General features: G+C 72.4%; 8 protein-coding genes. 7 read left to right on the top strand and 1 reads right to left on the bottom strand.

The features are described from left to right. Positions 1 to 126: 126 nt before the first annotated feature. A complete protein-coding gene (locus tag AB0F70_RS03305; RefSeq protein ID WP_357443524.1) occupies positions 127 to 660 on the bottom strand; it encodes a GNAT family N-acetyltransferase in 534 nt (177 codons plus the stop codon). A gap of 215 nt (positions 661 to 875) precedes the next feature. Here AB0F70_RS03305 and AB0F70_RS03300 point away from each other — a divergent pair, with 215 nt between their 5' ends. From AB0F70_RS03300 to AB0F70_RS03270, 7 genes are all read left to right on the top strand, one after another. Next, positions 876 to 2,102 (top strand): pyrophosphate--fructose-6-phosphate 1-phosphotransferase, encoded by a 1,227-nt coding sequence (locus tag AB0F70_RS03300; protein WP_357443522.1) that lies wholly within the window; start codon positions 876 to 878, stop codon positions 2,100 to 2,102. A gap of 5 nt (positions 2,103 to 2,107) precedes the next feature. Further along, a complete protein-coding gene (locus AB0F70_RS03295) occupies positions 2,108 to 3,472 on the top strand; it encodes a class II 3-deoxy-7-phosphoheptulonate synthase (RefSeq protein ID WP_357443520.1) in 1,365 nt (454 codons plus the stop codon). A gap of 220 nt (positions 3,473 to 3,692) precedes the next feature. Next, on the top strand, positions 3,693 to 8,867 hold the full coding sequence (locus AB0F70_RS03290) for a type I polyketide synthase (RefSeq protein ID WP_357443519.1): 5,175 nt from the start codon (positions 3,693 to 3,695) through the stop codon (positions 8,865 to 8,867). 86 nt (positions 8,868 to 8,953) lie between these two features. After that, complete coding sequence (locus AB0F70_RS03285; RefSeq protein WP_357443517.1) at positions 8,954 to 10,654, top strand: AMP-binding protein; 1,701 nt, start codon at positions 8,954 to 8,956, stop codon at positions 10,652 to 10,654. Between the two features lie 27 nt (positions 10,655 to 10,681). After that, positions 10,682 to 11,896: a sedoheptulose 7-phosphate cyclase gene (locus AB0F70_RS03280; protein WP_357443515.1), complete on the top strand. Its 1,215-nt coding sequence runs from the start codon at positions 10,682 to 10,684 to the stop codon at positions 11,894 to 11,896. Next, positions 11,893 to 12,945 carry an alcohol dehydrogenase catalytic domain-containing protein gene (locus tag AB0F70_RS03275; RefSeq protein ID WP_357443513.1) on the top strand — a complete coding sequence of 351 codons (1,053 nt, stop codon included), beginning with the start codon at positions 11,893 to 11,895 and terminating at the stop codon, positions 12,943 to 12,945. The genes AB0F70_RS03280 and AB0F70_RS03275 overlap by 4 nt, the downstream gene beginning before the upstream one ends. 39 nt (positions 12,946 to 12,984) lie before the next feature. Continuing rightward, on the top strand, positions 12,985 to 14,013 hold the full coding sequence (locus AB0F70_RS03270; protein WP_357443511.1) for a ketoacyl-ACP synthase III family protein: 1,029 nt from the start codon (positions 12,985 to 12,987) through the stop codon (positions 14,011 to 14,013). The last annotated feature ends 38 nt before the right edge of the window (positions 14,014 to 14,051 follow it).

Here is a 14,051-nt window from a genome sequence, read left to right as displayed (position 1 = left end):
CGTTGCTCTGAGATCGGTCAATCAAACGACCGATCTCAGAGCAACGGACCGAAGTCATTGCGGTGCTGGGGCAACCGACCGAAGTCGCACGGCCGCGCTCCGCCGTAAGTGCCGTGTTCAGCGCTGCTATCCCGTCGTCAGCGAGATCCAGGAGTCCGGCGGCAGCTCCGGTCGGCCCGGGACCGCCCGGTGCTCCTCGGTCCACGCCTGCCCGACGGCGTCGGTGGCCACCGCCCGCCAGAACCGCACCGCCGGCGGGTTGGCGTCCTGGAACGCGATCTCCCAGTGCCCCGGGAAGCTCGCCAGGACCTGTGCCGCGAGCTCCCGCCCGACGCCGCTCCTGCGTGCTCCGCGGACCACGAAGAACGAGGTGAGCACGCGGGCCGGGCCGTCGAGCGCCCGGACCAGAGCGAAGCCGACGGGCGACGGCGGGGAGTCGTCGGACTCCAGGTGGGCGAGGAACCCGCGCCTGTCCGGGTCGGTGAACGTCGCGTCGAGCCGTTCGCGCCGGAACTGGCCGGTCGCGTCCGGGAGCGCCCCCGTGATCTCGGACATGTCGTGCTGGAACAGGAGCCAGAGCCGCTCCAGAACGGGGCGGTCGGCGGGAGTCGTGGGCCGGATCGTCAGCCGTGCGGGCGCAGAATCAGGAGAGTTCGTCATAACAGAAAGCCTCCCGGGCCATTAGGCAACCGGGAGGCTCAGGACAATTCTCTCACGCGCTGCGGTCCCGAGTCGAGACGCAAGCCGTGTGCTCAGTCACCGGACGTGCCGGGCGCGGTCGTCGGCCGTCAGTAGGATGACGACGAAGGGTGCCGCGCGGGCGATCGCCGGCAGCGGCGCCCGTGAACTTTTCCCGATGAGAGGTGCTCCTGAAGATGGCTGTTCGTCGTGTGGCTCTGCTGACCGCCGGCGGCTTCGCGCCCTGCCTGTCGTCCTCGGTCGGTGGCCTGATCGAGCGTTACACCGAGCTCGACCCCGAGATCGAGATCATCGCCTACCTGCACGGCTACCACGGCCTGCTGACCGGCAACAAGATCGAGATCGGCGAGGAGGCCCGCGCGCAGGCCCATGTCCTGCACCGGTTCGGCGGCTCGCCGATCGGCAACTCGCGCGTCAAGCTCACCAACGTCAAGGACGCGGTCAAGCGCGGCCTCGTCAAGGAGGGGCAGGACCCGCTGCACGTCGCCGCGGAGCAGCTCAAGGCCGACGGTGTGGACGTGCTGCACACCATCGGTGGCGACGACACGAACACGACGGCCGCTGACCTCGCCGCGTACCTGCACGACAACGGCTACGAGCTGACCGTCGTCGGCCTGCCGAAGACGATCGACAACGACGTCGTGCCGATCAAGCAGTCGCTGGGCGCGTGGACCGCCGCCGAGGAGGGCGCGAAGTTCGCGGCCAACATCATCGGCGAGAACCGCGTGGGCCCGCGCATGCTGATCGTGCACGAGGTCATGGGCCGTCACTGCGGCTGGCTGACGGCCGCGACGGCCGGGAAGTACCGCGAGTGGCTCGACGAGCAGGAGTGGGCGCCCGCCCTCGGCCTCAGCAAGGAGCGCTGGGACGTGCACGCGGTGTTCCTGCCCGAGCTGGAGATCGACCTCGAGGGCGAGGCCAAGCGCCTGCGTGGCGTCATGGACGAGATCGGCAACGTCAACATCTTCCTCTCGGAGGGTGCGGGCATGCACGAGATCGTGGCCCAGCTCGAGGCGGCCGGCGAGACCGTGGAGCGCGACCCGTTCGGCCACGTCAAGCTCGACACGATCAACCCCGGCCAGTGGTTCGCGAAGCAGTTCGCGGAGAAGCTGGGCGCCGAGAAGACGATGGTGCAGAAGTCGGGCTACTACTCGCGTGCCGCGGCCGCGAACAGCGACGACCTGCGCCTCATCAAGTCGATGACCGACTACGCGGTGGAGTGCGCACTGCGGGGCGAGTCCGGCGTCATCGGCCACGACGAGGAGGACGGCGACCGCCTCAAGGCGATCGCGTTCCCGCGCATCGCCGGTGGCAAGGCGTTCGACGTCTCGCAGGAGTGGTTCGGCGAGCTCCTCGCGGACATCGGCCAGCCGCTCGTGCCGGCTGCCCCGGCGGAGCACTGAGCACCGTGCGGGCACCACTGGTAGCGGACGGACCGGCGAGCGCAGGTCCGGCAGGCCTGGACCACTACCGCACGCTCACGGCGCTCCAGCAGCCCACGTGGCCGGACCCGGCAGCGCTCGCTGCCGCCACCGGCCGCCTGGCGCAGGCCGCGCCCATAGTGGTGCCCGCACAGGCCGACCTCCTGACCGAGCGGCTCGCCGCCGCCGGTCGGGGTGAGGCGTTCCTGCTCCAGGGCGGGGACTGCGCGGAGACGTTCGCCGAGGCGAACGCCGACCGCATCCGCAACAAGGTCCGCACCATCCTGCAGATGGCGGTGGTGCTCACCCACGGGGCGAGCACGCCGGTCGTGAAGATGGGCCGGATGGCGGGCCAGTACGCCAAGCCGCGCTCCAGCGACACCGAGACGCGCGACGGCGTGACCCTGCCCGCCTACCGCGGCGACATGATCAACGGGTTCCCGTTCACGCCGGAGGCCCGCATCCCCGACCCGGAACGGCTCGAGCAGGCCTACCGGATCTCCGCCGCCACGGCCAATGTCGTGCGGGCCTTCACGCAGGGCGGCTTCGCCGACCTGCGCCAGGTGCACGAGTGGAACCGCGGCTTCATGCGCAACCCCGCCTACGCCCGGTACGAGAAGACGGCGGACGAGATCGACCGCGCCATCCGCTTCATGCACGCGTGCGGCGCCGACTTCGACGCCCTGCGCTCCGTCGAGTTCTTCCTGAGCCACGAGGCCCTCGTGCTCGACTACGAACGCGCGCTGACCCGCACGGACCAGCGCACCGGGAAGGCGTACGACACCAGCGCGCACTTCCTCTGGATCGGGGAGCGCACCCGGCAGCTCGACGGCGCCCACGTCGACTTCATGTCCCGCATCGCCAACCCGATCGGCGTGAAGCTCGGCCCGGGGACGACGCCGAACGACGCCCTTGCGCTCACCGAACGGCTGAACCCGGACAACGTGCCGGGACGGCTCACGTTCATCACGCGCATGGGCGCCGGGCGGGTCCGCGACGTGCTGCCGACCATCGTCGAGGCCGTGACCTGGTCGGGTGCGAACGTCACGTGGGTGACGGACCCGATGCACGGCAACACCATCACCTCGGACAGCGGGTACAAGACCCGCCGCCTCACGGACGTGCTCGACGAGGTCGCCGGGTTCTTCGAGGTGCACAAGACGCTGGGCACCGTGCCGGGCGGGCTGCACATGGAGCTCACGGGCGACGACGTCACCGAGGTGCTGGGCGGAGCCGAGGAGATCTCCGACGCGGGCCTGGCGCTGCGCTACGAGACCCTCGTGGACCCGCGCCTGAACCATCAGCAGTCGCTGGAGCTCGCGTTCCAGGTGGCGGAGATGCTGCGCGCATAACGCTGTCGCCGGGAGTTCGGTCCTAGGCGGTTTCTTGGGCAGTTCTTGGTCGTCGCCGACCATCCTCGTCCGTGCCAAGCGATGGAGCCGCACGGGCTTTGTCGCGTGCGCTCCTCAGAGGCACCCGTAGCGACGAGGAGGCCCCATGACGCGCACGAAAACTGTCGTTGAACCGGCGACGAACGCAGCACCGGCTATGAACGCAGTACCGGCTACCACCGTGGAACCGATCGCCATCACCGGTATGGGCTGTCGGCTCCCGGGCGGCGTGAGCTCGCCCGACGACCTGTGGCACATGCTCATCAACGGTCTCGACGGCATCCGGGACGTGCCGGAGGAGCGCTGGCAGGGCTACGCCGCCGCGCACCCGAGCCAGCTGCGCGCGGTGACCAAGAGGGCCGGCTTCATCAACAACGCCGCCGCGTTCGACGCGGCCTTCTTCGGTATCACCCCGCGCGAGGCCGAGCAGATGGACCCCCAGCAGCGCATCCTGCTGGAGACCGCGTGGGAGGCGCTCGAGAACGCCGGAGTCCCGCCGTTGTCGCTCGCCGGCACCGACACCGGTGTGTTCATCGGGGTCGGGTCGGACGACTACGGGCGGCAGATGCTCGAGGACCTGCCCCGTATCGAGGCGTGGTCGGGTATCGGCGCCTCCATGTGCGCCACCGCGAACCGGATCTCGTACCACCTCGACCTGCGCGGCCCCAGCGTCGCGGTGGACACCGCCTGCTCGTCGTCGCTCGTGGCCGTCCACCAGGCCTGCCAGGCGCTGCGTTCCGGTGAGGCGCGCGTGGCGCTCGCGGGCGGCGTGAACATCATGGCGGGACCCAGCCTCACCATGGTCCTGGACGCCGCCGGCGCGACGTCCCCGGACGGGACGTCGAAGTCGTTCGACGCGTCGGCGAACGGTTACGGCCGCGGCGAGGGCGCGGGCGTCGTCGTGCTCAAGCGGCTGAGCGACGCCCAGCGCGACGGAGACCCCATCCTCGCGGTGATCCGCGGGAGCGCCGTACAACAGGACGGCCGGACCAACGGGATCATGGCGCCGAGCGGCGACGCGCAGGCCGCCGTGGCCCGGCAGGCGCTGCGCGTGGCCGGTGTCGACCCGCTGACGGTCGGTTACGTCGAGGCGCACGGCACCGGCACCCGCGCCGGGGACCCGATCGAGGCGAACGCCCTGAGCAGCGTGTACGGCGTAGGCCGGGCCGACGGCGAGCGGTGCCTGATCGGGTCCGTGAAGCCCAACATCGGGCACCTGGAGGCGGGAGCCGGGATCGCCGGCCTGATCAAGGCGGTCCTGTCCCTGGTGCACGCCGAGATCCCGCCCACGATCCGCCACCAGGAGCCGACCCCGGCGGTGGACTGGGCGTCGTCCGGGCTGCAGGTAGTCGCCGGGCGGACCGAGTGGCCGGCGGGCTCGGGGCCGCGGCGCGCGGGCGTGTCCAGCTTCGGCTATGGCGGCACGGTCGGGCACGTGGTGCTCGAACAGGCGCCCGAGCAGGGCCAGGACGAGGGCCGGCCCGCCGCCGAGAGCCACCGGCCACGGGTCCTCCCCGTCTCCGGGGCGAGCACCGAAGCGGTTCGTGAGTACGCGGCCCGGCTCGCCGGCCGACTGCGCGCGGCGGACCGGATCGACGTCGCCGATGTGGCCCACACGCTGACCACCCGTCGCGACCACGCAGGGGTGCGCGCGGCGGTGGTCGCCGGGACGGTCGAGGAGGCGATTGCCGGCTTCGAGCTCCTGGCGGCAGGCGAGGAGGCCGAGCACGGCCCGGCCACCGCCGTCGGCGGGCACGACGCGGTGTGGGTCTTCTCCGGCCACGGGTCCCAGTGGGCAGGCATGGGCCGCGACCTGCTGGCGGACGAGCCGGAGTTCGCACGGGTCATCGACCGCATCGGCCCGGTCTTCCAGGACGAGGCGGGCTTCTCCCCGCGCGACGTCATCGTCAGCGGTGACCTCGGCGGGCCCGAGCGGATCCAGCCGATGATCTTCGCGATCCAGGTCGCCCTGGCCGCGGTGCTGCGCGCACGGGGCCTGCGTCCCGCCGCGGTGATCGGCCACTCGGTGGGCGAGATCGCGGCAGTCGTCGCGGCGGGAGTGCTGGACCTCGAGAGCGGCGCCCGCCTGGTCTGCCGCCGGTCCGCGCTGCTCCCGGAGGTCGCCGGACGGGGTGCGATGGCCATGGTCTCGCTGCCCTTCGACGAGGCGGAGCGGCGGCTGGCGGACAACCACGACGTCCACGCGGCCATCTTCTCCTCGCCGTCCTCGACGGTGATAGCCGGTACGCCGGAGGCCGTGGAGCAGGTGAGCGAGACCTGGGCCGCAGCCGGGATCCGCGTCCGCGCGGTGGCGTCCGACGTGGCGTTCCACAGCCCGCAGATGGACCCGCTGTGCCTGCGGCTCGCGGCCTCGGTGCGCGACCTGGAGCCGCAGGAACCAGTAGTGCCCGTCTACAGCACGGCGCTCGTGGACCCGCGCTCGGACGCCCCGCGGGACGGCGCCTACTGGGCGGCCAACCTGCGGAACCCGGTGCTGCTCACGTCCGCGGTCCGGGCCGCCGTCGAGGACGGTCACCGCTCGTTCATCGAGCTGGCGCCGCACCCGGTGGTCACGCACTCCATCGAGGAGACCGTCGGGGAGGCCCCCGACGGGGAGGCCGCCGAGACCGGGTTCTTCGTCACGGGCGCCCTGCGGCGCAAGCGCCCGGAGGTCGCCGAGCTGCTGAAGGCCGTAGCGGCCGCGCACGTGCGGGGCGTCACCGTGGACTGGGCGGCTGCCGCCGAGGAGCACACGGGACCCGTCGCGCTGCCGACCACCGCGTGGCAGCACCGGGACTACTGGCGGGCACCGACCGCCGCTGCCGTGGCCCAGCGGCACGACCCCGGTTCGCGCACGCTGCTCGGCACTCTCGTCGAGCTGGCGGACGGGTCCGGGACCCGCGTCTGGCAGACCCAGCTCGACTTCGAGACCCGTCCGTACCCGGGCGAGCACCCCATCGGCGGGACCGAGGTGCTGCCCGCCGCGGTGCTGCTCACCACGTTCATGTCGGCGTTCGACGGGTCGGGGCTCCGCGATGTCGAGCTGCGCTCACCGGTGCCCGTGACCGGCACGCGTGAGGTCCAGGTCATCCGCATACAGGACTCGGTGCGCCTCACGTCCCGCCGGCTGGACGGCGACCAGGAGGCGCCGACCCAGCACACGTTCGCACGCCGCGGCTCGGCGGCCGTCGAGGGAGCCGAGCCGATCGGGCTGGCCTACACCGCGGCGCGTCGGGGCGAGCTGTCGGCACCGGGATCGGTCGCGCAGCGCCTCAAGGACATCGGCGTGGCGGACATCGGCTTCCCGTGGGAGTTCAAGGAGATCCGCACGGCCGACGGCGAGATGTACGCGCGCGTCGTCGCGAGCGGCGACACCGAGGGTGCCGAGGAGCCGGACCACTGGGCGTCCCTGTTCGACGCCGTGCTCTCCGTGGCACCGATGGCGTTCGCGGGTACCCCGGCGCTCCGGATGCCCTCGCGCGTGGGCGAGCTCCGGCTGTACGGCCCCGCGCCGTTCGAGGCGCAGCTCGTCGTGCGTCACGCCGCCGACACGTCGGACCCGACGACGGTGGACGTCCAGATCGCCGACGCCGAAGGTGTAGTGATGGCCGAGCTCGTGAACCTGCGGTTCACCGAGATCGACCCCCCGAGCGCGTCGAGCGGGACGCTGGTGCACCGGGTCGCATGGGAGAGTGCCACCCTCCCGGCGCAGCGCGCCCGGACCAAGGTCGTGCTGGTCGGGGCGGACGGCGCCCTCGGTGCTGCCGTCCAGGCCGCGATCACCCGCGCGGACGGGTCCGTGACCAGCGTCCCGGACCCGGACGCCCTGGCAGCCCTCGGGCCGGCTCTCGACCACAGCTCGATCCTCGTCCTTCCCCCGTCGAGCGCCCCGGGCCTGCCGGTCGGCGACCTCGCGGCTGCCGCAGCATGGCAGGTGGCCCGCGCGGTCCAGGTGGTGGCGGACGCGGCCCCGGCCGGTGCGCGGATCTGGGCGGTCACGAGCCGCGGTGACGATCACGCCGTCGTCGAGCAGGCTCCGGTCTGGGGCATGTCGGCGGTGCTCGCCACCGAGCACCCCGACGTCTGGTGCGGCGTCGTCGACCTCGATCCGAGCCAGGTCGAGGCGTCGGCCGCCGCGCTGCCCGCACTCCTGGGCGGCGCCACGACGGACGAGCCGGTCGTCCGGCTGGACGGCGAGTCGGCGTGGTACCGCAGGCTGCGCCCCGCGGCGTCCGCGTCGGCCCGCCCGGCTCTGACCTGCTCGCCGGACGGTACGTACCTGATCACGGGCGGCCTCGGTGTGCTCGGCCTGGAGATCGCGTCGTGGCTCGCCGGGCGTGGGGCCGCGCGGATCGTGCTCGCCGGACGTTCGGCGCTGCCCCCACGCTCGGCGTGGGACGGCCTCGCCGACCCCGCCGACCGCCGCAGGATCGACGCGATCCGCGCCCTGGAGGCGCGCGGTGTCACGGTCCGGACCGTCAGCCTCGACATCACCGACCGCGACCAGGTAGCGGCGGCGCTGACCGCCGAGGCGCTGGGCATGCCGCCGATCCGCGGTGTGGTGCACGCGGCCGGTGTGCTGGACAGCCGCACGCTCGCCGACCTCGACGAGGACTCGCTCCGGACGGTGCTGCGGCCCAAGGTGGCCGGTGCGCTCGTGCTCGACGAGGTGTTCCCGCCCGGGGAGCTGGACTTCTGCGCCTACTTCTCCTCGATCGGCCTCCTGCTCGGGCTGACCGGGCAGACCAGCTACGCCGCGGCGAACGCGTTCCTCGACGGCCTGGCCCGGCAGCGCCACGCCCGCGGCGGCACCGAGACGGTCAGCCTCGGCTGGACGTCCTGGCGCGCGATGGGCATGGCGGCGAGCACCGCCGTCGAGGAGGAGCTCGCCGGGCTGGGCGCCGGGGACATCAGCAAGGAGGAGGCGTTCCGCTCCTGGGACGCGGTGGTCCGCAGCGGTGAGCCCCACGCGGCGGTGGTCCGGGTGCTCGAGGTGACCCCGGGCGGCCCGGCGGTCCTGCGCGGGCTGGTGGCCGAACCCGCCGAGACGGCCGACGACGGGGGCGGCACCCTTCTCGACCTGGCCGGCGACGACCTGGTGGCAGCCGTCACCACGCTGGTCATCGGGGAGACCGCACAGGAGACCGGGCAGGCCCCGGAGGCGCTGGACGCGCGCAGCTCGTTCACCGACCTGGGTCTCGACTCGGTGATGACCATGGCGATCCGGCGTCGCCTGCAGAAGAAGCTCGGCGTCCGGCTGCCGGCCGCCGTGATGTGGGACCACCCCGACGTCGGCTCGTTCTCCGGGCACCTCGCCGGACGGCTCGAGGAGACCGCGCTCGTCGCGGGCGCCTGAGCCTCACGTGCGAGAGACATCCCTGCGAGAGACACCCCTACGAGAGACATCCCTACGAGAGACACCTGCAAGAGAAAGGAACTCACGTGGCTGAACGAACGGCGTCGGTAGTGACCGACGATCTGGCGGAGTCCATCCTCCGAGAGGGCGTCACGCCCTGGCCCGACGACCTCGCCGAGACCTACCGCGCGGCGGGATACTGGCGGGACCGTCCGCTCGGCGACCTCGTGTGGGAGTGGGCGGAGGCCCACCCGCACGGGCTCGCGATCGTGGACGGCGACACCCGGATCACGTACCGGGAGCTCGCGTCCTCGGCCGACCGGGTGGCGGTCCTGCTCCGCGAGCGCGGGCTGGGGCGCGGTGCGGTGCTGCTGGTCGCGCTGCCCAACGGCTGGGAGCTCGTGGTGCTGCTCCTGGCCTGCCTGCGGGCCGGCGTGGCGCCGGTGATGATGCTGCCGGCGCACCGTGACCACGAGCTCGCGGCCATCGGCCGGCGGACCGGCGCGGCGGCGATCGCGGTGCCGGGCATGTTCCGGGAGTACGACCACCCGGCCATGGCCGACCGGGTGCGGGACCAGGTGCCCTCGCTGTCCGAGGTCCTGGTCTGCGGGGACGACGTCGGCGCGCACCATGTCGACGTGCGGGCGGCCGTCCAGGATGCGCCGGCCGAGTACGTCGTCGCCCGCCGGGCGCACCTCGACGCGACGCCGCCGGCGGCGTCCGACGTCGCGGTCTTCCTGCTGTCGGGCGGCACGACCGGGCTCTCGAAGGTGATCGCGCGCACCCACAACGACTACGAGTACAACGCCCGCCGGAGCGCCGAGGTGTGCGGGTTCGACGCGCACACCGTCTACCTCGCGGCGTTGCCTGCCGGCCACAACTTCCCGCTGGCCAGCCCCGGGATCCTCGGGACACTCATGGTCGGCGGGACCGTGGTGCTGGTGCCGTCGCCCTCGCCGTCGCGCGTGTTCGAGACGATCGCCGCGGAGCGGGTGACGGTAGTCGCGGCGGTGCCTGCGGTCCTGAGCCGGTGGGTCGCGGCCGCCGAGGCGGCCCGGCCCGACCTCACGAGCCTGAGGCTCGTCCAGGTGGGCGGGTCCCTGTTCGCCAAGGAGGCCTACCGCCGGGCGGTGGACGTGCTCGGGTGCCGGGTCCAGCAGGTGTACGGGATGGCGGAGGGCCTGCTCTGCTACGTCCGCGACACGGACCTGGACGACGTCGCGGCGGCCACGCAGGGCCGGCCGATCAGCGAGCACGACGAGCTGCGCATCGTGGACCCGAGCGGCACCGAGGTGCCCGACGGCGAGTCCGGCGAGCTCCTGGTGCGTGGCCCCTACACCCCACGCGGCTACTTCCAGGCGCCCGAGCAGAACCGTGAGGCCTTCACCGACGGCTGGTACCGCACCGGTGACCTCGTGCAGCGGCACCCTGGCGGCAACCTCGTCGTCGTCGGCCGGACCAAGGACGTGGTCAACCGCGGCGGCGAGAAGATCTCCGCCGACGAGATCGAGCGCCTCGTCCAGGCCGTGGACGGCGTGGCGGACGTCGCGGTGATCGCCGTACCGGACCCGGAGCTGGGCGAACGGGCGTGCGCCTGCGTGGTACCCCGGTCCGGCCGGACGGTCACCCTGCAGGACATCGGCCGGGCGCTGCGGGATGCGGGTGTCGCCGAGTACAAGATCCCCGAGTCGCTGCTCGTGCTGCGGGAGATGCCGCAGACCTCGGTCGGGAAGACCGACAAGAACGCTCTGTCCCGCATCGTCACCTCGCGGACCCACCTTGCCTGACCAGGATGCCCGGACCCAGGAGGACCAATGACCCCCGGAAACCTCACCGTCGCGCGCGCCGACGACGACCTCAGCACCCCGCCCACCACCTCGTGGTTGGTCGAGGCGACCCGAACCGTCAGCTACTCGGTCTCCGTCTCCCGCGACGTGTTCGCGCTCGACAATCCCGCTCTCGCGACCGCGGGGACGGTGGGGGCGGGTGAGACCCGCCGGCGCTTCGTGGTCATCGACAAGCTGGTGCACGAGATCTACGGCGACCAGCTCGACCGCTACCTGCGTCACCACGACATGACCACCCAGCTCTGCGTCCTGGACGCGACAGAGCAGCAGAAGACGCTGGACTCCGCCACGGAGGTCCTGCGCGGGCTCGACGAGTTCGGCATCGACCGGCGCCGGGAGCCGGTCATCGCGATCGGCGGTGGGGTGCTGCTCGACCTCGTCGGCCTGGCCAGCAGCCTCTACCGCCGCCACACGCCGTTCGTCCGCGTCCCGACCACCCTGATCGGGCTCGTCGACGCCGGTGTGGGGGTCAAGACCGGTGTGAACTTCAACGGTCAGAAGAACCGGCTCGGGACCTACGAGGCACCCTCGACGGCTCTGCTGGACCGCAACTTCCTGCGGTCGCTGGACCGGCGGCACCTGTCGAACGGGCTCGCCGAGATCCTGAAGATCGCGCTCATCAAGGACCTCGAGCTCTTCGTCCGGCTCGAGGAGTCCGGCGGCGTGCTGCTCGACGAGCACATGCAGGGGGCGACGCCGGCTACCGAGCTGGCGGCGCGTGAGGTCCTGCGCCGCGCCGTGCACGGCATGCTGGAGGAGCTTCAGCCCAACCTCTGGGAGACGGGGCTGGAGCGTCTGGTCGACTACGGGCACTCGTTCAGCCCCGCGATCGAGATGGCGGGGCTCCCGGACCTGCTGCACGGCGAGGCCGTGTGCGTCGACATGGCGCTGACCACGCACATCGCCCACCGGCGCGGACTGGTCTCGGACGTCGAGCTCGGTCGTGTCATGAACGTCATGCGCCTGCTGGAGCTGCCCGTCCACCACCCCTCGTGCACCCCGGAGCTGCTGGTCAGGGCGCTCGTCGACACGACGAGGCACCGGGACGGACTGCAGCGGCTGCCGCTACCGGTCGGGATCGGTGCCGCCACCTTCGTGAACGACGTCTCCGCCGACGAGCTGGCGCTCGCCGCGGAGTCCGTCGTCCGGGCCGCCCGCACCGTCCCGACCGGTGCCCAGTGAGCACCGGCATGTGGCCGACGGGGACGATGACCGCCGCGCGGATCACGGCCATCGGCAAGATCGAGGCGGCGCAGGTTCCCGTGCCCGGCCCGCTGGCCGGGCACGCGCTGGTCCAGGTAGAGCTGGTGGGCCTGTGCGGCACGGACCTGGAGCTGCTGCACGGCGAGGCCACGTACATCACCGACGGGCGGATCCAGCTGCCCTGGACGTTCGGTCACGAGTGGACCGGCACGGTGGTCGCGATCGCCGGCGCCTCCCCGGGGGCGACCGGCGAGATCAGCCCTGGTACGCGGGTGGTGGGGCAGACCATGGTCCCCTGCCTGGCGTGCCGGACCTGCCGCTCGGGTCAGCGCGGGCTGTGCCCCGACATGCAGGAGATCGGCCTGTACGGGATCGACGGCGCCGCGGCACAGTACGTGCGGGTGCCGGTCCACGCGCTGGTGCCCGTGCCGGACGATGTTGACGACACGGAGGCGGTCCTGGTCGAGCCCGCCGTGACGGTCGCCCGGGCGCTGGCGGACACGCGGTGCTCCCTGACCGACTCCGTTGCCGTGATCGGCACCGGAACGATCGGCCTGCTCGCCGTCATGCTCGCGAACGCGACGTCGGGCGGCGTGACCGCGATCGGGGTCGACCCCGCCGGGCTGGACCTCGCACTGCAGGTCGGTGCCCGGCGCACGCTGCGCAGCGGGGCGGCCCCGGCCGAGGGGTTCTCGCTGGTGATCGAGGCTTCGGGCACCGCGGCGGGCCTCATGGAGGCGGTCCGGGTGACGCGGACGGGCGGGCGGATCGCCGCGGTCGGGGTGGTCGGCGGTGGACTGCGGGACTTCCCGGCCGGCGAGGTCACCCTGCGCGGGCTGACGATCTACGGCATCCGGCACGGCCTGGACCACTACGACCAGACCCTGCGGCTGTTCGCCGACGGGATCCTGTCCGCCGAGCCACTCATCCACAGCCTGCACCCGCTGACCCGGCCGGACGAGGCGTTCGATGCCCTCGCCAACCGGTCCACGGGCCGGCCGAAGGTCCTGCTGTCCACCCGAGCCTGATTCGCGACGACACCCAGACGACACCTCAGGAGGGTCACCATGCGGTACGACGACATCTACATCGCGGGACTCGGCGCCTACTTCCCGAAGTCGGTCCCCGTGGACGAGGCGATCGCGAGCGGCCGGTACGACGCCGCATCGCGGAACGCCACCGCACAGCAGTCGGTGGCGATCGCCGACGACGAGCGGGACAGCCAGCCGGAGATGGCCGTGCGCGCCGGCCGGAGCGCCTTGGAGCGCTCGGCGCACGGCCCGCACGACGTCGGGCTGCTGCTCCATGCGGTCGCCGTCTACTCGGGCCTCGACGGCTGGAACTGCGGCTCCTACCTGCAGCACCAGATCTTGGACGGCTCCGGGATCGCGTTCGAGATCCGCCAGGTGTCCAACGGCGCGGTCGGCGCCGTCGAGCTGGCGGTGCCGTTCCTCAGATCATCCGACAGCCCTGCCGCACTCATCACGTCCGCCGAGCGCTTCGCGGAGCCCGCCTGGGACCGCTGGCGCGCCGACTCCGGGCTGATCTTCGGCGACGGCGCCAGCGCGATCCTGCTGTCCACCGAGCGCGGGTTCGCCCGCCTGCTGTCCAGCGCCAGCGAGAGTGCGCCAGAGCTCGAGGGCCTGCACCGGGGGAACGCGCCGTTCCGGGCCAGCCCTGACCCGTCCGACTACCCGCTCGACCTGCGCTCGCGGGCGGTGGACTTCATCGACGAGATGGACCTCGACCAGATCCGGGAGATCAGCTGGGCGGGCCTGCGGCGAGCGGCGGAGCGCGCGGCCGCCGACGCCGGGATGGCCCTGGACGAGGCGTCCGTCTACGTCGTCCCGAACTTCGGGGCGAGCCTGCTGCGGAGCCAGGTGCTCGCCCCGCTCGGGATCCCGCTGGAGCGAACCACGCACGCGTGGGGCGCCGAGATCGGTCATGTGGGCGCATCCGACCAGTTCGGGGCCCTGAACCACCTGGTAGAGGAGAAGCGGGTGGGCCCAGGGGACCGGGTGATGGTCATCGGCGTCGGTGGCGGCTTCAACTGGACGTGCCTCGTGGTGGAGATCTCGGACCTGCCGTCGTGGTGAAGCGCTGACGCTGTCGCGGGACTTGTCCCTTTGGCGGT

It is taken from the genome of Promicromonospora sp. NPDC023805 (assembly GCF_040639635.1).
Classification (GTDB): domain Bacteria; phylum Actinomycetota; class Actinomycetes; order Actinomycetales; family Cellulomonadaceae; genus Promicromonospora.
The sequence above is the reverse complement of the archived record's forward strand: the minus strand, read 5'-3'. Positions and strand labels throughout refer to the sequence as shown.

Excerpts from the sequence above, each read along its gene's own strand:
- AB0F70_RS03270 (WP_357443511.1), top strand. The coding sequence starts at position 12,985 with ATGCGGTACGACGACATCTACATCGCGGGACTCGGCGCCTACTTCCCG.
- AB0F70_RS03300 (WP_357443522.1), top strand. The coding sequence starts at position 876 with ATGGCTGTTCGTCGTGTGGCTCTGCTGACCGCCGGCGGCTTCGCGCCC.
- AB0F70_RS03280 (WP_357443515.1), top strand. The coding sequence starts at position 10,682 with ATGACCCCCGGAAACCTCACCGTCGCGCGCGCCGACGACGACCTCAGC.
- AB0F70_RS03305 (WP_357443524.1), bottom strand. The coding sequence starts at position 660 with ATGACGAACTCTCCTGATTCTGCGCCCGCACGGCTGACGATCCGGCCC.